Annotated in this window: 23 protein-coding genes; 10 read left to right on the forward strand and 13 right to left on the reverse strand. The window is 65.4% G+C overall.

Annotation, left to right across the window (positions count from 1 at the left end):
- Positions 1–46: 46 nt before the first annotated feature.
- A complete protein-coding gene (locus ACFY5D_RS05530) occupies positions 47–1,297 on the reverse strand; it encodes a hypothetical protein (protein WP_387526141.1) in 1,251 nt (416 codons plus the stop codon).
- Positions 1,298–1,721: 424 nt separating this feature from the next.
- On the opposite strand from ACFY5D_RS05530, the gene ACFY5D_RS05535 reads away from it, so the two are divergent.
- Entirely contained in the window at positions 1,722–2,156 is a 435-nt protein-coding gene (locus ACFY5D_RS05535) for a hypothetical protein (RefSeq protein WP_387526144.1), read from the forward strand.
- An 814-nt stretch (positions 2,157–2,970) separates the two neighbouring features.
- Positions 2,971–3,309, forward strand: coding sequence for a hypothetical protein (locus ACFY5D_RS05540; protein ID WP_387526147.1), 339 nt, complete (start codon positions 2,971–2,973; stop codon positions 3,307–3,309).
- A 289-nt stretch (positions 3,310–3,598) separates the two neighbouring features.
- On the opposite strand, the gene ACFY5D_RS05545 is transcribed toward ACFY5D_RS05540, so the two are convergent.
- The gene (locus ACFY5D_RS05545; protein ID WP_387526149.1) at positions 3,599–4,243 is read right to left on the reverse strand and encodes a dihydrofolate reductase family protein; all 645 of its coding nucleotides are present in this window, start codon (positions 4,241–4,243) and stop codon (positions 3,599–3,601) included.
- Positions 4,244–4,417: 174 nt separating this feature from the next.
- On the opposite strand from ACFY5D_RS05545, the gene ACFY5D_RS05550 reads away from it, so the two are divergent.
- From ACFY5D_RS05550 to ACFY5D_RS05560, 3 genes are read left to right on the forward strand one after another with little or no spacing between them, the layout of a single operon-like run.
- Positions 4,418–5,110, forward strand: coding sequence for a histidine phosphatase family protein (locus ACFY5D_RS05550; protein WP_387526152.1), 693 nt, complete (start codon positions 4,418–4,420; stop codon positions 5,108–5,110).
- A 24-nt stretch (positions 5,111–5,134) separates the two neighbouring features.
- A complete protein-coding gene (locus ACFY5D_RS05555) occupies positions 5,135–5,689 on the forward strand; it encodes a DUF3090 domain-containing protein (RefSeq protein WP_387526155.1) in 555 nt (184 codons plus the stop codon).
- The gene (locus ACFY5D_RS05560; RefSeq protein ID WP_387526158.1) at positions 5,689–6,456 is read left to right on the forward strand and encodes an SCO1664 family protein; all 768 of its coding nucleotides are present in this window, start codon (positions 5,689–5,691) and stop codon (positions 6,454–6,456) included. The genes ACFY5D_RS05555 and ACFY5D_RS05560 overlap by 1 nt, the downstream gene beginning before the upstream one ends.
- Before the next feature lie 388 nt (positions 6,457–6,844).
- Here ACFY5D_RS05560 and ACFY5D_RS05565 read toward each other — a convergent pair whose 3' ends face one another.
- The 5 genes from ACFY5D_RS05565 to ACFY5D_RS05585 all read right to left on the reverse strand — a co-directional run bounded on the left by ACFY5D_RS05565 (position 6,845) and on the right by ACFY5D_RS05585 (position 11,674).
- A complete protein-coding gene (locus ACFY5D_RS05565) occupies positions 6,845–7,831 on the reverse strand; it encodes a phospholipase D-like domain-containing protein (RefSeq protein WP_387526160.1) in 987 nt (328 codons plus the stop codon).
- A 150-nt stretch (positions 7,832–7,981) separates the two neighbouring features.
- Positions 7,982–8,182, reverse strand: coding sequence for a restriction endonuclease (locus tag ACFY5D_RS05570; protein WP_387526163.1), 201 nt, complete (start codon positions 8,180–8,182; stop codon positions 7,982–7,984).
- A gap of 188 nt (positions 8,183–8,370) precedes the next feature.
- Entirely contained in the window at positions 8,371–9,456 is a 1,086-nt protein-coding gene (ychF, locus tag ACFY5D_RS05575; protein WP_387526166.1) for a redox-regulated ATPase YchF, read from the reverse strand.
- Positions 9,457–9,604: 148 nt separating this feature from the next.
- Positions 9,605–10,705, reverse strand: a complete 1,101-nt coding sequence (locus ACFY5D_RS05580) for a 4-hydroxy-3-methylbut-2-enyl diphosphate reductase (protein WP_387526169.1) — start codon at positions 10,703–10,705, stop codon at positions 9,605–9,607.
- Positions 10,706–10,774: 69 nt separating this feature from the next.
- On the reverse strand, positions 10,775–11,674 hold the full coding sequence (locus tag ACFY5D_RS05585) for a hypothetical protein (RefSeq protein WP_387526172.1): 900 nt from the start codon (positions 11,672–11,674) through the stop codon (positions 10,775–10,777).
- A 117-nt stretch (positions 11,675–11,791) separates the two neighbouring features.
- Between ACFY5D_RS05585 and xseA the strand changes: the two genes are divergently transcribed.
- Together xseA and ACFY5D_RS05595 are read left to right on the forward strand one after the other, a co-directional pair.
- On the forward strand, positions 11,792–13,063 hold the full coding sequence (gene xseA / locus ACFY5D_RS05590; RefSeq protein WP_387526174.1) for an exodeoxyribonuclease VII large subunit: 1,272 nt from the start codon (positions 11,792–11,794) through the stop codon (positions 13,061–13,063).
- Positions 13,060–13,296, forward strand: coding sequence for an exodeoxyribonuclease VII small subunit (locus ACFY5D_RS05595; protein ID WP_387526176.1), 237 nt, complete (start codon positions 13,060–13,062; stop codon positions 13,294–13,296). Before xseA ends, ACFY5D_RS05595 begins: the two co-directional genes overlap by 4 nt.
- Before the next feature lie 114 nt (positions 13,297–13,410).
- Here ACFY5D_RS05595 and ACFY5D_RS05600 read toward each other — a convergent pair whose 3' ends face one another.
- Positions 13,411–14,286: a PPK2 family polyphosphate kinase gene (locus ACFY5D_RS05600; protein ID WP_387526179.1), complete on the reverse strand. Its 876-nt coding sequence runs from the start codon at positions 14,284–14,286 to the stop codon at positions 13,411–13,413.
- A gap of 162 nt (positions 14,287–14,448) precedes the next feature.
- On the opposite strand from ACFY5D_RS05600, the gene ACFY5D_RS05605 reads away from it, so the two are divergent.
- Both ACFY5D_RS05605 and ACFY5D_RS05610 read left to right on the forward strand, forming a co-directional pair.
- A complete protein-coding gene (locus ACFY5D_RS05605) occupies positions 14,449–14,778 on the forward strand; it encodes an ArsR/SmtB family transcription factor (RefSeq protein WP_387526182.1) in 330 nt (109 codons plus the stop codon).
- 1 nt (position 14,779) lies between these two features.
- On the forward strand, positions 14,780–15,559 hold the full coding sequence (locus ACFY5D_RS05610) for a cation transporter (protein WP_387526184.1): 780 nt from the start codon (positions 14,780–14,782) through the stop codon (positions 15,557–15,559).
- A 90-nt stretch (positions 15,560–15,649) separates the two neighbouring features.
- Here the strand turns inward: ACFY5D_RS05610 and ACFY5D_RS05615 are convergent, their stop codons facing one another.
- The 3 genes from ACFY5D_RS05615 to ACFY5D_RS05625 form a co-directional block, all read right to left on the reverse strand.
- Entirely contained in the window at positions 15,650–16,879 is a 1,230-nt protein-coding gene (locus tag ACFY5D_RS05615; RefSeq protein ID WP_387526187.1) for a pyridoxal phosphate-dependent aminotransferase, read from the reverse strand.
- Between the two features lie 89 nt (positions 16,880–16,968).
- On the reverse strand, positions 16,969–18,021 hold the full coding sequence (locus tag ACFY5D_RS05620) for a glycine betaine ABC transporter substrate-binding protein (RefSeq protein ID WP_387526190.1): 1,053 nt from the start codon (positions 18,019–18,021) through the stop codon (positions 16,969–16,971).
- Positions 18,018–18,503 (reverse strand): NUDIX hydrolase, encoded by a 486-nt coding sequence (locus tag ACFY5D_RS05625; protein ID WP_387526193.1) that lies wholly within the window; start codon positions 18,501–18,503, stop codon positions 18,018–18,020. The genes ACFY5D_RS05620 and ACFY5D_RS05625 overlap by 4 nt, the downstream gene beginning before the upstream one ends.
- A gap of 79 nt (positions 18,504–18,582) precedes the next feature.
- Here ACFY5D_RS05625 and ACFY5D_RS05630 point away from each other — a divergent pair, with 79 nt between their 5' ends.
- On the forward strand, positions 18,583–19,086 hold the full coding sequence (locus ACFY5D_RS05630; protein WP_387526195.1) for an Lrp/AsnC family transcriptional regulator: 504 nt from the start codon (positions 18,583–18,585) through the stop codon (positions 19,084–19,086).
- Between the two features lie 51 nt (positions 19,087–19,137).
- On the opposite strand, the gene ACFY5D_RS05635 is transcribed toward ACFY5D_RS05630, so the two are convergent.
- Together ACFY5D_RS05635 and ACFY5D_RS05640 are read right to left on the reverse strand one after the other, a co-directional pair.
- The gene (locus ACFY5D_RS05635; RefSeq protein WP_387526198.1) at positions 19,138–20,382 is read right to left on the reverse strand and encodes an aminoglycoside phosphotransferase family protein; all 1,245 of its coding nucleotides are present in this window, start codon (positions 20,380–20,382) and stop codon (positions 19,138–19,140) included.
- A 43-nt stretch (positions 20,383–20,425) separates the two neighbouring features.
- The gene (locus ACFY5D_RS05640) at positions 20,426–21,169 is read right to left on the reverse strand and encodes a hypothetical protein (protein WP_387526200.1); all 744 of its coding nucleotides are present in this window, start codon (positions 21,167–21,169) and stop codon (positions 20,426–20,428) included.
- Positions 21,170–21,289 lie beyond the last annotated feature (120 nt).

Genomic DNA, 21,289 nt, shown 5'->3' on the forward strand with positions numbered 1-21,289 from the left:
CGACCGCTTCCCATGATGTGGCACTGACCTCACCGCTTGCTGGGAGTTACTGGGAGGCGATGACCGATTGCAGGTCCTGCGAGGCCGCCAGACAGGTTGCCTGGTCCGGATGGTCGGCCCGCAGCGCGGTGAGCTCGCCGTCGATGGCGGTGTCCATCGTGCCCCAGACGGACGGCGACCTCGGCTTGAGCCCGGCCTCGGCGCCGTCCCAGGCGGTCTCGAGGTCCTTGACGCGGGTACGCGCCGCGGGGAGGTCGCCGGCCTCGACCTTGGCAGTGACGTCGTCGACGATCGTGGAGAACGACGAAAGGTCGCCGAGCGGCCCCTGCACCTTCGCGGGCGTGCCGGACACGACCTCCGCGGAACTCGCCGGCGCCTGCGCCACTTGGACGGCAGTCACGGCCGCGGCCGCCGCGACGATCGCCACGATGCCGGCCCCGGCCCAGGCGATGTCCCGCATGCGGCCGCCAGCTACGGACTGTCCCTTGGTCAGCACCCCGTGGCGCTGGACGTGGACCTGCTCGCGGGCCACAAGGACCACGATGACGGCCATGAACAGCTCGCTGGTGATCGCCGCCCCGACGCCCATGCCGCCGTAGCTGCGGTCCTGGGTCAGCAGGTCTCCGATGGATGCGCCCAGCGGGCGGGTCAGCACGTAGGCGACCCAGAAGGCGGCCACGGCCGGGGCCCCGGCGCGGACGGCGATCCCGCAGGCAACGATGAGGGCGCCGAAGATGACGGAACCCAACAGGAATCCGAGCCCGAGCGCCTCGGTGGCGAGGTCGCCGGCCGCCGTCCCGAGGGCGAATGCCGTGAGGATCGCGGCCCAGTAGAACGCCTCGCGCCGCACCGTGTCGATCGAGGTGATCGCGAGGGTTTGCTCCTGGAAGTACCACGCGGTGAAGACGCCGATCAGCAGCACGGTGAAGACCGCGGTGGAGACGTACAGGCTCACGCCCAGCGTGTCGGTGAAGAAGTCGGTGATCTGGGCGCCCACGATGCTCACGAGCACGACGGTGAGCCAGTAGATCCACGGGGTGTACCGCCGCGTGCGGAACTGGAGCACGAGTGCCACGGCGAGGAGCAGAAGCATCATGCCCGTCGTGATGAGCGGCCCGAGGCCGACGTTCACCGCAAGGTAGTCGGCGAATGTCTCGCCGACCGTGGTCGACAGGATCTTGATCGTCCAGAACGTCGCGGTGATGATCGGGACCTTCATCCAGCGGGATTTCCCCGATCCCGGTGCGACGGCAGATGCCGGCAGGGCCGATGGACTGAGCGGGAAGGGCGTGCTCATCAATTTCTCCTTCTGTGGTCGAGAGGACGGATACCGCCCGCAGACCATTGTGGGTTCGACGAATGAGCCGAAAATGAGCATGCCGCGGCATGTGAGGCATCTGACTTCGGAGGATCCAGTCGGCGACAGCTCGCGCGGAGTCCAGGGCCCGCGCGAGCACCCCCTAGCGGGGCGATGCCGGCGGCCCGGACATCGTCAATGAGGGAAACCGCAATTTTCCCGGCGCGCAGCACCGTGTCGGAAGGACTCGTGACGTCATCCATCAAGCCGTGAATCCATTTTCTGTTCTGCAAATCCTCAACAGGATCGAGCAAGTCAGGTGCCGGAATCATGCGAGCAGGATTCGAGAAGCGCGCCGCGATCGGTGGCAGTAGTGTGAGTCTGAACCGGAAATGGTGACCGCAACTGAACTTAGGAGAATCACATGGCCGAAAAGAACGCTGGGCTGTCCAAGGAAGAACGCGAGGCCGTCAAGCAGCGCGCTGCGGAGCTACGCGCGCAGGAAAAGGCCGGGAAGAACCGCGCCGCCGGTGAGCAGGCTGTCCGCGAGGCGATCGCAGCGTTGCCGGATGAGGACCGGGTTCTCGCCGAAGGTATCGATCGGATTGTTTCCGAAGTCGCTCCGCATCTTGTTCCGAAGACCTGGTACGGATTCCCTTCGTATGCCAACGAGGACGGGAAGGTGGTCGTGTTCTTCAAGGCGGCCTCGAAGTTCACCACTCGCTACGCCACCCTGGGCTTCGAAGAATCGGCGAATCTCGATGACGGCGACCTGTGGGTCACCTCGTTCGCCGTTCTGGCGCTGACGCCCGACACCGAAAAGAAGATCGCGGACCATATCCGCAGGGCGGCAAGCTGACCCGGCAAAATCGTGATCGCTCACTCTGACGCTGCCGGGCCGGCTGTCCCGATACGGCAAGGACACTTCGAGCGAATTAGGTCTGGCCGCTATCGATTAAGTTGAGCGGTCACTCAACCAGCGTGAGGATGGGGTGGACCGTCAACGACAAAACGCCCCGAAACCCACGCACATTGTGCGGGGTTTCGGGGCGTTCGGGCGCACTACCGGCAACAACCGGCTGTCGGGATGGCTAGACGTTGAAGCGGAACTCCACGATGTTCCGATACTGACAAACCTCTACTAATGCGTTAGACGTAGACTCGATGGGCCTAGCCGGTGAGCATGCCAGGTTCCACAAAGGGCCTGCAATCCTATGAGCGCGGCAGAAAGACAGTGGCAGTGTCTAATTCCATGACTATTTCTGCGGCATGCTGGGAATCTCTGAGTGATCACTCGAATGGGGCCAGCGGGTATCGAACGACTTTGCCGCGCACGTGCTAACGTCGCACGACGTTCGTTTTGTCGAATCTGCATAGTGTCGGCACCTTCACTCCGCTTCGAGAGCTAAACGTCGAAGGGTCCACACGGAAGCTCCTATCTCATCCAGCAGATCGAGTAGCTAGCTTCATACTCCAAAAGTGCACGCCTCAAAAATCGGTCGTCCCGAGAATGCGCGCTCTGTCCGGCGGGGTGAAGGTCTATTTCCGTCAGGTCTTCCTATGGGATAGAGAATTCTCAACGAACGCGTTCCCCAAGAGACTCACCAACGATCGGCTAGAACCGCCGGTCTACATACTTCCGTTCGTCACACCGGCAGATACATACTAAGAAAATGAACGAACCGAGTGAGTCACTACTCACCCTCCTCGACCAAGTCTCAGAACTGACAGATGTGACATACGGTGACCTTGCTTTGATAGGTGCAGCACTGTTGTCAACGGTGACTTCCGTAGCCCAGCTCGGCTGGGCTTCGCCTGGAAGTACCCTCGATTACACCCGTAGGGATTCCGACTCTCACACCATGATCGTGCGTGATTTCATCGCATGGACGTCCCACCGCAAGTCCCTTGCTGATGGATGTGAAGAGCGACTACGCGCCTTTGTTGAAGATAGCGGTTGGACTATGCATGTATTGGAACAAATGAGTAAAAAATTGGGCTTCGGGAACTAAATTTGCCCCCACCAATTTCAGCAACTTGATTTGCGATGGCTCCCGCCCATGCCTCATATCGCTGCTAAATGGCCACGTCACAATTCGTTGCGACTCACCCGTACGTCGCCGAGGCATTAGCACCACTGGAACAGCCAGATAGAGCCAATATCCCACTAGGAATGCAAAGCGCCCGAGAAATGTGGAGCATCCCGTGCGTTTCACAAGCAATTACAGCGATTTTAGACGTTGAAGCGGAACTCCAAGACGTTCCGATTCATGGCAACCACTTGAAAACGACGTGGAGCCTTCACACGCGGCGATTCCTGTTCCACAGCTGATGCGTCAGTCCGCTGGTCGTACTGATGGATTCGACGCTGAACCGGTCTTCCAAGCCAGCAAGGTGATCCCAGATCCGGACACCGGTGCCGAGCACGATCGGAACGATCGCCACATGCAGGAAGTCGATGAGATCGGCTTGGAGGAATTCGCTCACGGTCGACGGTCCGCCGCCAATCCGAACGTCCAACCCACCGGCAGCTTCCTGCGCCAGACGAAGCGCTTCTTCCGGCGACGCATCTACAAAGTGGAAACTGGTGCCGTTGGCGAACTCGAGTGGCTCACGAGGATAGTGGGTCAGGATGAACACCGGAGTCAGGAAGGGCGGTTCGTCTCCCCACCACCCTTCCCAGCCGTCGTCGGTCCATTCCCCCGACTGCGGACCGAATTTTCGGCGGCCCATGATCTCCGCCCCGATACCCTGACCCCACATGCTGAACATGGCCCGATCCACGGTCACTGGGTCGTCGATTCCATGGATGCCATGGATGACGCGTCCGTCGAACTTGCCGAAAAGCGCCCTAGCTCCGCCGATCGGTTCTTCGAGCGTCACGTAGTCACCAGCGGCATATCCATCTGAGGAAACGAACAGGTTGTGTACTCGCGTCTGCACCATGAAAACTCCCCATTTGATGGAAATCCGGAAACACTTGAACCCTAGCCCAGAGTGATTTCCAGCAGCAATCATTTTGGGGTTCAGGTGGCCAGCCCCATCTCGGATGGGCCCTGGCGTTGCTGATACTTGACTCCTGGGCTGGGTTCGCGGACGGCGTCTGGCTAGGCTGGGTGGATGGCGACAGTTATTCTCGTGCGGCACGGCCGCTCCACAGCCAATGCCACCGGGCTGCTGGCCGGCCGGGCTGACGGCGTCAACCTGGACCAGATCGGGCGGGACCAGGCGGCCCTGACCGGAGAGCGGCTCGCCCCCGTGCCGTTGGTCGGGGTGGTGTCGAGCCCTCTTGAGCGTTGTCAGCAGACCGCCCAGTTCATCCTCGATCGCCAGGCCGGCACGCCGTACGCACCCGTTGACATCGATCTCACCGAGTGCGATTACGGCCAGTGGCAGGGCCGCATGCTCAGCGATCTCATGACCGAGGATTTGTGGCCGGTTGTCCAATCGCAACCGTCCGCCGTCGTCTTTCCCGGCGGTGAATCCCTGGCCGCGATGCAGGCTCGGTCAGTGGCAGCAATTCGACGCCACGATGCGGCCTTCGAATCCGAGCACGGGCCAGGGGCCGTGTGGGCGGCTGTGAGTCACGGTGACATCATCAAGTCAATCCTTGCTGACGCGCTCGGCATGCACCTTGACATGTTCCAGCGTATAAACGTGGGCCCCGCCTCCATATCGATCGTGAGCTACGGCGCTGGTCGGCCAAGCGTCTACGCGACCAACACCGACGCGGGTGATCTGTCATGGTTGTCGAACGGAATCCACTCTGGCGATGCGCCGGTGGGCGGCGGTTCAGGGCACAAGGCGCCATGAACCACATGGGCCTAGAATACTGACATGCCTACACGTGTTCACGAGTTTTCCTGGCCGGATCGGGTCGTCGTTGGCACCATCGGCCTTCCGGGGGCGCGCACGTTTTACCTGCAGGTGCGCGCGGGGACGCAGGTTGTGAGTATTGCCATGGAGAAGCAGCAGTCGGCTGCGCTCGCGGAGAAGATCGACGAAATTCTCGACGAGCTCATCACCCTCAAGGGCAACCCCTTCAGCGTTCCGACGGGTACTCCCGTCGAACTTGTCGACAACGACCCGCTCGAAGCCGTCCACGAGCAGTTTCGCACCGGGGCCATGAGCCTGGGGTGGGACCCAACCACGGCCCAGATCGTCATTGAGGCCCACCCCCTCCCCTCTGATGATCCCGACGACAACGACGAATCGCTTCATGAGGACGGGACTGACGAGCCCGAAATGCTGCGTGTGCGGATGCCGGTCGGCACCGCCCGCGCGTTCACCAAGCGCACCTTCGAGATCGTGGCTGCCGGTCGGCCGATGTGCCCGCTCTGCGGTTATCCCATGGACGCCGAGGGACACATCTGCACCCCTCCCGAGTCCTGATGCCAATGCCGGACCTAGTGACCACCGAGCTGACTCTCACCGGCCGCATCACGACAGCGTCAAACGCCACGTTTCTGGGCAGCATCGGCGACGTGGCGGTCGTCTACAAGCCGATAGCCGGCGAAAGCCCGCTGTGGGATTTTCCCCGGGGAACGCTGGCCCACCGGGAGGTGGCCGCCTACCTGGTCTCGCAGGTCTTCGGCGGGGATGTCGTGCCGCACACTTGGCTGCGCGATGGCCCGCTGGGTGAAGGAATGGTGCAGCTCTGGCAGGAGCCAGATCCCTCCCAAAACCCCGTGGACCTGATCGCGACGGACCAGATGCCGGAGACGGGTTGGAAACACGTTCTCGAGGGACGAGACGAAAACGGTCGGATGATCGCACTCGTTCACGAAGACACCCCTGTGCTCAGGCGCATGGCCGTATTCGACATCATCGTCAACAATGCCGACCGCAAAGGCAACCACATCCTTGCCATGGCTGACGGACACCGGCACGGCGTGGACCACGGGCTCACCTTTCACCGTGACCACAAGCTTCGTACGGTGCTGTGGGGATGGCTGGGAGATGCTCTAACCGCAGAGGAAGAAGAGGGCATAGTTCGTGTCAGCGAAGGACTGCACAGTGGACTGGGCCGAAGCCTGGCGGACTTGCTCGGCGCCGACGAGATCGCTTCGCTCGCTGCGCGCTGCGACCGGTTGCGCATAGCGGGGCGGTTTCCGGCTCCGAGCGGTGACATGTCGGCAGTGCCCTGGCCACTGTTCTAAGGGAATTTCGGCTAGTGGATTCGCAGCCTGCGTCACGTTGAGTGGTTCTCCGAGGGCGCGCCCGCGGAGCGGATCCAACGCCAGGCGAGAATGCTGCCCTAAGTTTATGACAAACATTGATTGCGGCCACGAGTTTGGCCACACGTTCGTTAGGCAGCAAAATGCTGGCTGGCCGCATTGAGGTGAAAACCGCTCGCGAAAAACGCATGGCCGCCAAGAACACGAGTTCTTGGCGGCCATCGCAAAAGGTTACAAGTCGGTCAGGACCTAGACGTTGAAGCGGAACTCCACGACGTTCCGTCACTGAATAACCTTTGAGTGCGGAGGCTCTTGGTCTCACTTTGCTGCCATTGGCCAATGGCCGATGTTAATGCCATCCTTGCGGGCGTCAAGCTGTGGCGAGCCTCGCTAGCGCACGCACTCCGGCACTAAACTGGTCAAACTTAAGTCGTATATGCCCATTTTGCAGGGCCTGACCGCTCACACCAAGTTCGCCAAGTTTCAATTCCATCAGTACGGGGGGAACAAGCCGAGGCTTAGTTATGTTGATCCACGGCCATCTCGCTAGAGCATCGACGTCGTTAGCAGCAGTCCAGTCGGCGTAGTATTCCGGCTGGTACTCCGGTTCACCAGCAACTTCCACGACCGCATAACAGTCTCTGGTGTCTTTCGCGCAAATGAACACGAGGTCGCCGGGGCGAAACCCGGGCTTGCCTTTCTTAGGACTCGCGAACCAGGTTTCTTCGCGCCACCCGTCCAAGGCAGGTTCACCGTACTCCAATTTCAGCCATAGCGACCGCTGGGGGTCGCGTGCGTCTAAGAGGAGCTGCTCCGCAAGTTGAAGGGCCGAGTCTGCATCTAGCCTGTTGTCCTGGGCCCGCCCGGTATTCCCCAGCGTCTTCGCTTTACTCAGGACATCTTCAAGGTCGGCGGGCGCAACTACGTTCGAGGTCCACCCCTCGATGAGCAAACGCGCCGCGTCGGCTTGCTCGATCGTCAAGCTGACCCCCAATTCCTGATTTGGGTTGGCGGACGAGCCAAGCCCAGCGCCTGTGAGGTTGGCTGATCCAATCATTGCCCTCGAACCAAGTATGAAGCACTTTGCGTGGAGCCGACCAGAATGGCGGATCTCGACCTCGGCGTCTAGCAACAACTTCAGGCCCTGTACAGATAGGTACCCATTTGCTACCGCGCTCGGATCCAACTTCGTCAGAAGAACGAAAGGCTGCGACGATCTTCTCGCCGCATCTGACAGCTGACGACACACCTCATATGTTAGGTAAGGGCTGGAAAGGAGTACTGGCCCGTCGGGAGACGACATAGCCTCACTCAGCCATACGTCGGCGTGCTCGATCAGATGCGTCGAATTCATCATTCGGTCAGTCTAGTCCGGCTGCTTATGGTTCATTGAACTCGGGACAAGTCGCACGTAGCAGAGTTATCCGTGGGCACGGACCTACCCCTCAGCGGCATGCAGCTAGGACAAAACAAAGGCTAGGACGCACGAACCAAGCCTGACATCGATCTAGCCGCGCGTGGGCCACTGGAACCAGTAGTCGATCAACTGCGGCCAGTCGTGGCCAAAGTCTTCGTCCAACATTTCGATTAGTCGTACCCCATCAACGAGGTCCAGTTTGTTGTTGCCAGAAGCTTCCTTCTGGGTGGTCTTCGAGAAATACCCGGTAGTCAGCAAGACATCGGACTGGCTCTCCCAGTACGCCGGCATCCTTAAACCTGTTTCTCAATTCATTCTCATCCCGAGAGATGCGACTGCGGGAGAGGCAGCCGCAGCCACGCTCGCGGGGTTGACAGACGCGACCAATGCAGATATCAGCGAGAAAAGGTACTGCTAAAAGACATGCCGCCCTCATCCGTTTCAGGAGGGCGGCATGTCTACTGATTCAGGCGTGGGTACTAGACGTTGAAGCGGAACTCCACGACGTCGCCGTCCTTCATGATGTATTCCTTGCCTTCGATGCGGGCCTTGCCGGCGGCCTTGGCCGCGGACATGGAACCTGCTTCGACGAGGTCTTCGAAGGCGACAACCTCGGCCTTGATGAAGCCGCGCTGGAAGTCGGTGTGGATGACACCGGCAGCCTGCGGGGCGGTCCAGCCCTTGTGGATGGTCCAGGCGCGGGTTTCCTTCGGGCCTGCCGTCAGGTAGGTCTGCAGTCCGAGGGTGTCGAAGCCGACGCGTGCCAGCTTGTCCAGGCCGGATTCGGTGTAGCCGGCGTCCTCGAGCATCTCTTCGGCTTCTTCTTCGGTCAGCTCCGAGAGTTCGGATTCGAACTGGGCGTCGAGGAAGATTGCCTCGGCCGGAGCCACGAGTGCGGAAAGTTCTTCCTGCATTGCCGTGTTGGCCAGGCCCTCTTCATCGGTGTTGAACACGTAGATGAACGGCTTGGTGGTCATCAGCTGCAGCGGGGCCAGCTCGTCGATGTCGATGCCTGCGGCCTTGCCTGCGGCGTAAAGGGTGTTGCCCTCTTCGAGCACCTTCTGCGCGGCCTTGACCAGCTCGATGAAGGAAGCCTCGACCTTCTTGGTCCGCAGCTCCTTTTCGAGGCGCGGCAGCTGGTTTTCGATGGTCTGCAGGTCGGCGAGGATCAGCTCGGTGGCGATCGTCTCGATGTCCGAAGCCGGATCGATCTTGCCGTCGACGTGGATCACGTCCGGGTCCGAGAAGGCGCGCGTCACCTGGCAGATGGCCTCGGCCTCGCGGATGTTGGCCAGGAACTTGTTGCCCAGCCCTTCACCCTCGGAGGCACCCTTGACGATGCCGGCGATGTCCACGAAGGACACCGTTGCCGGAAGGATGCGCTCGGAGCCGAAGATCCCGGCGAGCACCTTCAGGCGTGCATCAGGCAACGGCACGACACCCACGTTGGGTTCGATGGTTGCGAAGGGGTAGTTGGCCGCGAGGACCTGGGCGCGCGTAAGCGCGTTGAACATTGTTGACTTGCCGACGTTGGGCAGTCCGACGATTCCGATTGTAAGAGCCACGGGAATAGAGTCTACCGTCCAGATCCGGCACATGCTTCCTGCACCGCCGAAGGCCGGCGGTATCGCTGCCCGGAAACGGCAAAGCCATGGCGTCGACCCACGCATTCGTGGGTCGACGCCATGGCTTGTGTGCGGCGCCGGTGAGGGACTAGCTGCTGATGTCCGACTTCACGACGCGCCCGCCGAGGCCGCGCGAGTCATCGCCGGCTTCCTTGAGCTTGGCGCGGATCTCCTTGGGCAGCGAGAACAGGATGTCCTCCTGCGCGGTGGTGACTTCCTCCACGTCGGCGAAGCCGTACTCGGCCAGCAGCTTGAGCACGTCGCGGACCAGGACCTCGGGCACCGAGGCGCCGGAGGTCACGCCGACGCTCTTCACGCCCTCGAACCAGGACTCGTCGACCTCGGAGGCGTAGTCCACGCGGTAGGCGGCCTTGGCACCGTACTCCAGGGCGACCTCGACCAGGCGGACAGAGTTCGAGGAGTTGGAGGAACCCACCACGATGACCAGCTCGCTCTGCGGGGCGATCGCCTTGATGGCGGCCTGTCGGTTGGTGGTGGCATAGCAGATGTCGTCGCTGGGCGGATCCTGCAGGTTCGGGAAGCGCTTGCGCAGGCGGCGCACGGTCTCCATCGTCTCGTCGACGCTCAGCGTGGTCTGCGAAAGCCAGATCAGCTTGTCCGGGTTCTTCACCACGACGGTGTCGGCTTCCTCGGGGTTGTTCACGATGGTGGTCACCTCGGGCGCCTCGCCGTAGGTTCCCTCGACCTCTTCGTGGCCCTCGTGGCCGACCAGCAGGATCTCGTAGTCCTCCTTGGCGAAGCGCACGGCCTCGCGGTGCACCTTGGTCACCAGCGGGCAGGTGGCGTCGATGGTGCGCAGGCCGCGGTCGGCTGCGGACTTGACGACTGCCGGGGACACGCCGTGCGCGGAGAAGACCACCAGTGCGCCCTCGGGAACTTCCTCGTTTTCCTCCACGAAGATGGCGCCGCGGGCCTCAAGGGTGGAAACCACGTGCAGGTTGTGCACGATCTGCTTGCGCACGTACACCGGGGCACCGTAGTGCTCCAGCGCCTTTTCGACGGCGATGACGGCACGGTCGACGCCCGCGCAGTAGCCGCGCGGGGCCGCAAGGAAGACCTTGCGTTCGCCCTCGACGGGCGCCGCGGCGGCGATTTCCGCCGGGGTGCGGCGGGTGCGCGGAATCGTGGGCATCGGGAGTGAGACCGGAACGGTGGAACTGGTAGCCATGTAACAAGTCTACGTTCGGGGGCAAATTGGCGGGCGCTCCGGCCCGCCGGTTCCGCCGCCAGCCGGGCTCTACGGGTTTTCCTTGCGCCAGATCCAGGTGCCGAGGGCCGCGAGCAGGGCCACGATGCCGCCGATGATCAGCGTGTTGCTGATGGCCCGCAGCTCGGCCTGCACCCCCGTGGCCAGTTGGTCGACCACGAGCCGGGTGAGCTCGGAGCCCTGCACCGGCATGCCGGACAGGTTTGACCCGAAGACGATGAGCACCACCGCGAGGACCAGGGCCGCTCCCCCGGTGACAATGAACACCCTGCCGCGGAAGCCGCGGGGGGCCAGGAGCAGCGCTCCGGCCAGCAGCACGGCCGCCGTCGCCAGCAGCCACCCCCATCCCTCGGCAAGCGAGAGCCAGCGGTTCGCCGCCCCGGCCGAGAGAGTGTCCGCCTGCGGCCAGTTGGTGTCGACCACGACGGGCGGCACGTCGATGGTATGCGGCAACAGGCTTCCCAGCGCCGACCCGTCCAGCGAGGCATGCAGCGTGCCGTAGGCGGAGGTGATCAGCGGCGCCAGGTCCAGTTCCAGCGTCACCTCCTGGGTTCCGGTTTCGGCGGCCGACCTGAGCTTCGCCACGTAGTCCCGGCGCGTGTTGTCGATGGTGGTTTCCCAGGCCGTCGCAAATCCCGGATCGGTGATCAGCGCGGCGCCGCTCTTGGAGATCGCGGTTTCCAGCACGCCCTGCAGTGGCCGCGGGACCGGAACGCTGTTGGTGATCTGGGTGGTGAGCTGGGCGCCGAGTTCGCTCGGCAGGATCTCGCGCAGCTTCTCGTTGGTGGCCAGCGGTCCCAGGATGCGCTGGAGCGGTTCGGGGGTGTTGACGATCAGGTTGGCGGTGCGGGCTCCGAGCCCCAGCCCCGCGGCCAGCACCGCGAGGATTGCCAACACGACTGCGATGGATTTGCGGACGATGACGGGCATCTGAGCTCCAGCGGTAGGGGTCGGCGGGGTGCCAGACCCCTAATTTGTCCCATGTTACTGGTATCAATGGTTTTGGTGTAGTTTCGAAATCCGGCACCTAGGAAGGCGTTTCCCCACGTGGAGCAAGCACAAGAGGCACAAGGTTCGCTGCCGCGCACCGCTGCAGCAACGAGCCCGGAGAACCCGTGGCCGCTGCGGGTGTTGTCGGAGAAGTTGAAGGCACACATCGAGAACTCCCCGGAGTCATGGGTGGAGGGCCAGCTGCTGGAGGCCAACGTCCGCAACGGCCATGCCTATCTGGTGATGCGCGACGTCGACGTCGACTACTCGTTCTCGGTGACGGTCTGGGCCTCGGTGATGCGCTCGCTGGACAGCGCCCCGGAGGTCGGGTCGCGCGTGGTGGCCCGGGTGAAACCGAGCTTCTACGCCAAGACCGGGCGGCTGTCGCTGAACGCGTTTGACCTGCGCCCGGTGGGCCTGGGCGACCTGCTGGCGCGCCTCGAGCGGCTTCGCCGGGCGCTCTTCGACGAGGGGCTCTTCGACGTCTCCCGCAAGAAGAAGCTGCCGCTGCTGCCGAACCGGATCGGGCTGATCACCGGGCGCGACTCGGATGCGGAAAAGGACGTGATCCGCAATGCGTCGCTGCGCTGGCCGGCCGTCCGCTTCGACATCCGCAACACCGCGGTGCAGGGCGTGAACGCGGTCGGCGAGGTCATGGCCGCGCTGCGCGAGCTGGACGCGAACCCGGACATCGACGTGATCATCATCGCCCGTGGCGGCGGTGCGCTCGAGGACCTGCTGCCCTTCAGCTCCGAGGAGCTGGTGCGCGCCGTGGCCGCCTGCACCACCCCGGTCGTTTCGGCGATCGGGCACGAGGCCGACCGGCCCATCCTCGACGACGTCGCGGACCTGCGCGCCTCCACCCCGACGGATGCGGCCAAGCGCGTGGTCCCGGACCTTGTCGAGGAGCTCAACGGGATCGCCCAGGCGCGGCACCGGCTGGACCGGGCCGTGCGGCAGAATCTCGAGCGCGAATCCCAGCGCATCGCCTCGCTGCGCGCCCGCCCGGTGCTGGCCAACCCGCACTTCATGGTGCAGGTGCGCCGCGAGGACCTGACCCGGCTGTCCCGGCGCAGCATCTACTCGATGCGCGGCTCGCTGGCCCGCGGTCAGGACGCGATTGCGCACCTGCGCGCCCAGGTCCGTGCGCTCTCCCCGCAGCAGACACTCGACCGCGGGTACTCGGTGCTGCAGCTTGCCGACGGGCAGGTGGTGCGCAGTGCGGACCAGGCGCCCGCGGGCAGCGACGTTTCGGTGCGCCTGGCCCGCGGCCGGCTCACCGCCACCATTACGACCAGCCAGTTACCAGACGAAGGAATCACAGCATGAGCGCCGAAGCGAAGAACCAGGATGTTGCGCAGCTAAGTTACGAGCAGGCCCGCGAGGAGCTGGTGGCCGTGGTGGCCCAGCTCGAGGCCGGGGCCGCGACCCTGGAGCAGTCCCTGGGTCTGTGGGAGCGCGGGGAGGCGCTGGCCGCCCGCTGCGAGGCCTGGCTGCAGGGCGCCTCGGCGCGCCTGGACGCCGCCCGCGGGCAGCAGGAATCCCCGGACTCCGGCGAATAGCCCCTCCACGCACCGCAGCCCGCCGCGATCCTGGTGTTGATCGCGGCGGGCTGCGGTTTTTTTGCTCCGGCTCCCTGCGGTCCGGGGACCCCGCTCACGGCAATCCACGGGCGGTCAGGATTTCTTCAGGCGCACCCGCTGCTCCTTGACGTTGAACGTGGCCGCGGGCCACTGCGGGTCGATTTCCTCCAGCGCCTCGCGCAGCAGCGACGCCACGGCCAGGCGCGCGTACCACTTCCGGTTCGCGGGGATGACGTGCCACGGGGCCGCATCCGTGTTGGTGCGGTTGATGGCGACCTCGTAGGCGTTCATGTAGTCGTCCCAGAGCAGGCGCTCGTCGATGTCTCCCGGGTTGAACTTCCAGTACTTGTCCGGGCGCTCCAGGCGCTCGGCCAGCCGGGAACGTTGTTCGTCCTTGGAGATGTGCATCATGACCTTGATGACCTTGGTGTCGTTGGCGACCAGCCGGGCCTCGAACTCGTTGATCGCGTCGTAGCGGCGCTCCAGCTCGGCGTCGTCGGCATATCCGCGGACCTTGTGGATCAGGACGTCCTCGTAGTGCGATCGGTCGAAGACCCCGATGTAGCCGGCGCCCGGCAGCTCCTTCTCGATGCGCCAGAGGAAGTCGTGGGCCTTCTCCTCCTCGGTGGGTGCCTTGAACGCGTGGTGCTCCACGCCCTGCGGGTCGACCATGCCCACCACGTGGCGCACGATGCCGCCCTTGCCGGCGGTGTCCATGGCCTGCAGGATGAGCAGGATCTTCGGGGTGGCGCCCGAGCGCGAGGCGGCGAAGAGCCGTTCCTGCAGCCCGTCGAGCACCTGGCCGGTTTCCTTCAGGTCCTCGGCGCCGCTGATCTTGTTGCCCGAGTAGCCCGGGGTCGACTTGGGATCCACGGCGCCCAGCGTGAAGTCCTTGGGCGCCCGCAGCAGCTCGCGCGCCGGTGCGTCGAGGGGAACGGTTCGTGCCAGTAATACCTGCTTCTTGCTCATGGAAACCGCTTTCGGGTTCGGGGTTGTTGGATCGAGCGTACGACAGGCGGCGCCGTTTCGGACCCCGCGACAGGGGTGTTTGCGGATTCCGTGCGGCAGGATCCGGCGCCCGGGGCCCGTCCAGCCGGACCTTTGGTACAGATCTGGCTGTACAATCAAGGCATGGAAGCAACGACACACGCCGACGTGCTGACCCGCTTTGGGCAGGCACTCTCGGACCCGACCCGCACCGCGGTGCTGCTGGCACTGCGCGACGCCCCGTCCTACCCGAGCGACTTGGCGGAGCTGGTCGGCGTCTCTCGCCAGAAGCTCTCGAACCACCTGGCCTGCCTGCGCGGCTGCGGCCTGGTCGTCGCGGTCCCCGAGGGGCGGCGCACCCGGTACGAACTTTCCGACCCGGTGCTTGCCCGCGCGCTGACCGAGCTCATGGGCGTGGTGCTCGCCGTCGACCCCGCCCACTGCGCTGCCGCGGCCGCCGAGGGGTGCTGCTGACATGGCAACACCACGCGTGATGGCCGACCCCGTGGGAGCTGAACGCCGAAGCGTGCTGAACCGGCGGATCAGGTTCTTCGTTGCCGCGACGATTTTCTACAACGTGATCGAGGCCGTCGTGGCGATCACCGCGGGCAAGATCGCTTCCTCGAGCGCGCTGCTCGGGTTCGGGCTGGATTCGGTCATCGAGGTGGCCTCCGCCGCGGCCGTGGCCTGGCAGTTCAGCGCCAGGGACCCCGAGGCCCGCGAGAGGACCGCGCTGCGCATCATCGCGGTGTCGTTCTTTGCGCTGGCGGCCTTCGTCTCGGTCGATGCCGTCCGGTCGCTGCTCGGCGGGGTCGAGGCCGACCATTCGGTGCCGGGCATCGTGCTGGCCGCACTCTCGCTGGCGGTCATGCCGGTGCTCTCCCACCTGCAGCGGCGTGCCGGGCGCGAGCTTGGCTCCCGCTCGGCCGTGGCGGATTCCAAGCAGACGCTGCTGTGCACCTACCTCTCCGCGGTGCTGCTGGTCGGGCTGGTGCTCAACGCCTGGCTCGGCTGGGCCTGGGCCGACCCGGTGGCCGCACTGGTGATTGCCGCCGTGGCTCTCAAGGAGGGGCGCGACGCTTGGAGGGGCGATGCCTGCTGCGCGCCGAATGCCCGGGCGAGCCGGGACGGGGAAGCGGTCGGCCCTGGCGCAACGGGCGGCCCCGACGTGGCCCGCCCCGGACGGCCGGCGGATGCGGGTTGCGCCTGCTGCGCGCCGGCCGCCGAAGAGCAGACCCCGCCGAAGCGAATCTAGCCGCGAGTGGCATGCAGATGCCGGGTGCCCCGCCACAGGAAATCGCGGCGGGACACCCGGCGTTTGTGCCGGTATTGGTGCTGCTGAACGCTAGACCGAGACCTTGCCCTCGCGGATGGTCTCCAGGAACTCGGCGATGCGTCCGACCGCGTCCTGGATGTCGCGCACCGCGGGCAGGGTGACCAGGCGGAAGTGGTCGGGTGCGATCCAGTTGAACGCGGTGCCGTGCGAGATCAGCATTTTCTGCTGCTTGAGCAGCTCCAGGGCGAAGGCCTCGTCGCTGCGGATCGGGTAGACCTCGGGATCGAGCTTCGGGAACAGGTAGAGCGCGCCCTTGGCCTGCTGCACGGAGACACCCGGGATTTCATTGAGCAGCTTGTGGGCGGCGTCGCGCTGTTCCTTCAGGCGCCCGCCGGGCAGGATCAGGTCGTTGATCGACTGGTAGCCGCCCAGCGCGGTCTGGATGGCGTGCTGCGCGGGCACGTTGGCGCACAGGCGCATGTTGGTGAGCAGGTTGATGCCCTCGATGTAGTCGCCGGCCAGGTGCTTGGGCCCGGAGATCGCCATCCAGCCGGCGCGGAAACCGCAGACCCGGTAGGCCTTGGACAGGCCGGAGAACGTCAGGATCAGCACGTCGTCGCACAGCGAGGCGGTGTTGATGTGCTCGGCCTCGTCGTAGAGGATCTTCTCGTAGATCTCGTCGGAGAACACCACGAGGTTGTGCTTGCGCGCCAGCTCGAGGATGCCGTCGAGGGTTTCCTTCGGGTAGACCGCGCCCGTGGGGTTGTTCGGGTTGATGATCACGATGCCCTTGGTGCGGGGGGTGATCTTCGATTCCATGTCCTCGAGGTCGGGCAGCCAGCCCTCTTCCTCGACGTTCAGGTAGTGCACCGGGGTGCCGCCGGCCAGCGAGACCGAGGCCGTCCACAGCGGGTAGTCCGGGGCCGGGATCAGCACCTCGTCCCCGTTGTTCAGCAGCGCGTTCAGGGACAGCGTGATCAGCTCGGAGACGCCGTTGCCCAGGTAGACGTCGTCGACGCCGATGGTCTGGATGCCGCGGGTCTGGTAGTACTGCGAGACCGCGGTGCGGGCGGAGAAGATGCCGCGGGAGTCCGAGTAGCCCTGGGCCATCGGCAGGTTGCGCATCATGTCCACCAGGATCGCGTCCGGCGCCTCGAAGCCGAACGGCGCGGGGTTGCCGATGTTCAGCTTCAGGATCCGCTGGCCCTCGGCCTCCATGCGCTGGGCGTGTTCGAGCAGCGGTCCACGGATGTCGTAGAGGACGTTGTGGAGCTTGGTTGACTGCTTGAATTCTGGCATTCTCTTACTTTCTCATAGGGACCGCACCGAGTTGGCGATTGTGATCAACCCAACGCCGATGGGGCGAAACAGTCTGAAATGTTTGCCGATCAGGGCGCGGCGACCAGCGACTTCTCCCGTAGCCAGTCGCGTGCCGCCTGCTCCGGGGAGAGCGCGTCGCGGCCCGTGACGGCGCGGTTCAGGGCGATGAGGTCTTCCTGCTTCAGCGCCGCGCTGACCTTGTTCATCGCGTCGATGGCGTCCTGCCCGATCTGCCTGGTGGTGGTCAACGGGGTCAGCGTCTGCGGCGTGAACAGCGTCTGGGCGTCCTGCACGGGAACCAGGCCGTTGTCCTGGATGCCCGCGTTGTCCGACGTCGTCGCCAGCACCTGCACCTGGCCGGTGATGAGCGGACCCACCGGCGCTTCGTCCTGCGGCACGACCTGCACCACGTGGTGCGGCTTGCACGCATGGATGTCCTCCAGCACGGGAAGCAGGCCGGCGGACAGCGGCTTGGGGACGCCGAGGTCCAGCTCCGGGCACAGCGCCGGCAGCTGCGCCAGCGTGGAGAGGTTCATGCCGGCACTGGTCGCCGCGGTGACCACCAGGGTGCCGGTGCGCGTGGCTTCGGCGGAATCCAGCAGCGCAAACCCGCCCAGGTCCATGCCGTGCAGGGCCTTGAGCACCTGTTCCGCGTTGGGCGGGGGCACGGTGCCGGGGGTCGGTGCCGACGGGGATCCGGAGCCGGTTGCCGGTGCCGACGGGGATCCGGAGCCGGTTGCCGGTGCGGAGCCCGCGGGGGCCTGTTTGTCCAGGGCCGCCAGCAGGTCGCCGGAACCGGCGACGACCGCGTCGGCCTTGCCGTCGAGGACCTCGGCGACGGGGTCGGCCACCGGTTCACCGACCTTGGCCTGGATCCCTGCGGCTTCCAGCATTCCGACGTAGGCGTTGGCCAGGGTCGTGGACGTGGCGTCCGCGGTGCGTGCGAAGACCAGCTCGCGGACGGTGGCGCTCTGCGAGGATTGCACCTGCGGCTTGGTGGTGCAGGCGCTCAGCAGCAGGGCGCCGCAGGCCAGCCCAGCCAGGCCTGCCAGCACGACGCGGCGCCCGGATGCGGACCCGGGTTTGGGCTCTTGTTTGGGCTTCGGTCCGTCCTGTGTCACTTGGCGTCTTTCATGTTGTTGGCGCGGTAGAGCGCGATCGCGTCGTCGACCCGGTCGGTGCGGTTCAGCGAGGCGACGGCATCGAGCGGGAACCAGGCGGCCTGGCTGGTCGTGCCCTCGGCTTCGAAACTCAGCTCGCCGCCCGTGACGCTGGCCGTGTAGACGACGGCAACCGTCTGCATCGGCAGGCCGGTGTCGCCGAAGCGCTTGTGGGCGGGGATCAGCCCGGAGTCGACACCCAGCAGGTCCTCGATCCGCACCGTGTACCCGGTTTCCTCTTCGACCTCGCGCACGGCACCCGATTCGATGCTCTCGCCGAGCTCCACTCCCCCGCCGGGCAACGTCCAGCGCGGCACGAAATCGGCCTGGCGGGCACGCATGTCCCACAGTGCCAGCAGGATTTTCTCGTCGCGAATCACGACACAATAGGCGGCTAACCGGGTCTCGAAGTCTCGAAGCCCGGCGTTTGGAGGGTTGGTCATGAAACCAGTTTATGGCGTGGCACCAACCGACCTGCCTCCCGCAGTCCCAAAGGTCGCACAACTGTGATGGAATATCTGCATGGCATTCTCTTCTTCCCCGCAACTTCCGGCCGAACTTGACGCGGTTGACCGTCGAATTATTCAGGAATTGGTCAACGACGCGCGCATAAGCAACGCCATGCTGGCCCAGCGCACGGGCATCGCCCCGTCGACTGCGCTGCTGCGTACCCGTTCGCTGGTGGAGCGGGGGGTGCTGACCGGCTACCACGCGGAGGTGAGCCTGCCGGCGGTGGGCCGCAGCGTCCAGGCGCTGATCTCGGTGCGCCTGCGCGTGCACGACCGCGTGCAGATCGACCGTTTCACGGAGAAGATGCCGCAGCAGCCCGAGGTGCTCTCGATGTTCCACGTCTCCGGGGCCACCGACTACCTGCTGCACATCGCCGTCAGCTCCACCGAGGCGTTGCGTGACTGGGTGCTGGACAACCTGGCCACCGACGAATCGGTCGGGCACACCGAGACCACCCTGGTGTTCGGCCACCACAAGGGCCACGGCGGGCCGGTGCCCGAGGAACCGCTGGGCTAGCCTGCCCCGCCGGAGCCGTCCCGTCCGTCCGGAACCGCTCCGTCCTCCCGGTCAGCCCTGGCCGCTGCGATCGGCCCTGTCGACCAATTCCTCGGCCACCCGCAGCCGGGCCTCGGCCGCCGGGATCCAGGCATCGGATCCCGCAACGCGCGCACCCGCCACCAGGGTCAGCGCCACGGCCCCGGCGCGCGCCCACAGTGCCACCGGATCCACGGTGCGCTCGAAAACGCCGCCGAACCGCTCGAGCGCGGCCGCCGCGGGAAGGTTCTTACCGCTGATGCTCGGCAGGACGGCCAGGTGCCCCAGGAAGCAGGCCAGGTCGTCGACGCGGTGGCCCGGGCCCAGCGAGTCGAGGTCCAGGATCGCGGAGATCGCGCCCCCTCGCATGAGGATGTTGCCGTCGTAGAAATCGCCGTGCACGGGAACCAGCGGGCCGCGGTCGGAGTGCGCCACGTGGTGCCCGATGCGCTGCACCAGCACGTCGATCCGCTCGTGGTGCGCCGGAAGCGCCAGGACGGCGGCCTGCCTGTAGCGCAGTATGCCGTCGCTCCACGCCCGCCGCGCGGGCAGGTCCATCAGTTCCGGCGGGAGCCGATCAAGCAGGGCGGTGAAGTCCCCCGGCGACAGGTCGTTGCCGGCGTCCCGGCGGATAGCGGCGGCCAGCCCCTCGCCGACTCCCTCCTCCAACGCCAGTATCCCGGCGACCACCGGCCGGGCCACGCGTGGCACCGGGACGCCGGAACCCTCCATCAGCAGGTGGCGCTTGAGCAGGGCGGCGCTCGCGTGTTCGCGGCCGACCTTCAGGTACAGGGTCCGTTCGATGCGCACCGGCCCGCGGGTGACGAACGAGACCCGGACAACGGCCCGGCGCAGCGGCCGGTAGGCCACGGTCCTCAGGCCGCCCAGCAGGTCGCCCTGACCCCAGAGCCGCGTGACCGCCGGGCCGTCAAGGGCGGTGGACAGCCCGGGAAGCATCGGGTCGTTCGGGTGGATCCAGCCGGTGACGGTGACCGTCGATCCGGTGCCCGGGTCCGGAACCTCGACGCTGGGCGCCGAAGGCATGTGGATCTTTTCGGTGCTCACGCCCAGTTCGGCGAACCCGGTGCCGACCGGCATGCGGTAGACGGCACTGATCCCGGCTCCCGGCCGGTGCTGCAGGCGGATCTGGTGTTCGTTGAAGTCCCACGCCCCGTGCACGGGTGTGCCGCCCAGCAGTTCGATGAGCCGCGGGATCGCCGGCGTCAGGGCGGCCAGCTCCCCGGCATCCCGGTCGGCCTGCGGGTCTTCCGTGGTCATCGGTTGGTATCGGTTTGCATCGGCCGGTTGCGGCTGCCGCCGGCTAGGCGCGGCGGCGCTGCATGACGTCGTCGAGGTTCATGCGGTCCCCGGTGCGGGAAGCGCGTTCGAGGCGGACCTTGGCCGCGGCGGCATCGATCGAGGCGGTCGACGAGTCATCGACCGGGCTTTCGGCGGCCTCCACGGACTCCGCCAGGCGCTGCCCGGCTTCCTGCGCGCGAAGGCTGGTCTTGGCCGACGGCTTCTTTTCCGGCTCGACCTCGAGCGCTTCGGGAGCGGGCCGCTTGACGGCGTTTGCCACGACGTACTGCGGCAGCGGGACCTCGGTCGGCTTCCAGCCCTCGGGGCGCTGCACGGCCGCACCGTTGTTGGCGATGCGCAGGGCCTCGGCGCGCAGCTCCTCGACCGTCAGGCGCGGCGGCTGCTTGTTGGAATCCGGCTGGGCATCGAAAACGGCCTGCTGTTTTTTCACGGCCTGCTGCACGGGCTCGGCCTTGGGTTCCATCGCCAGCCGGCGGGTGGATTCCATGCGGGTCAGCAGCTTGGCGCGGCGATCGCGCACCGCCAGGGCGCGCAATCCGGCGAAACTTGCAACGCCCAGCAACAGCCCGGCCATCGGAACGAACCCGGAGAACAGGCCGGCCATCGCCAGGATTCCGCCGATGACGACCGCGATGACCGAGAGACACCCGAGCAACGCAATGGCCACGCGGTCATAGTGGATCCGCAGGGGGGCTTGCCCCTGCGTGCCAGACGCGGCTGAAGCGTTGGGTGCTGCCGGTGCCATGATGCTCCTCCGTCGGTGGACGACTACTGCTGGTGCGGATGCCGAGGAGATCAGGCTCTCCGCCGGCATTTGTCCCGCATGTGGTCTTTGCCTATCTGCGCGTGTCCGGCACCCGGTTCC

Source organism: Paeniglutamicibacter sp. NPDC012692 (assembly GCF_042901625.1).
GTDB lineage: Bacteria > Actinomycetota > Actinomycetes > Actinomycetales > Micrococcaceae > Paeniglutamicibacter.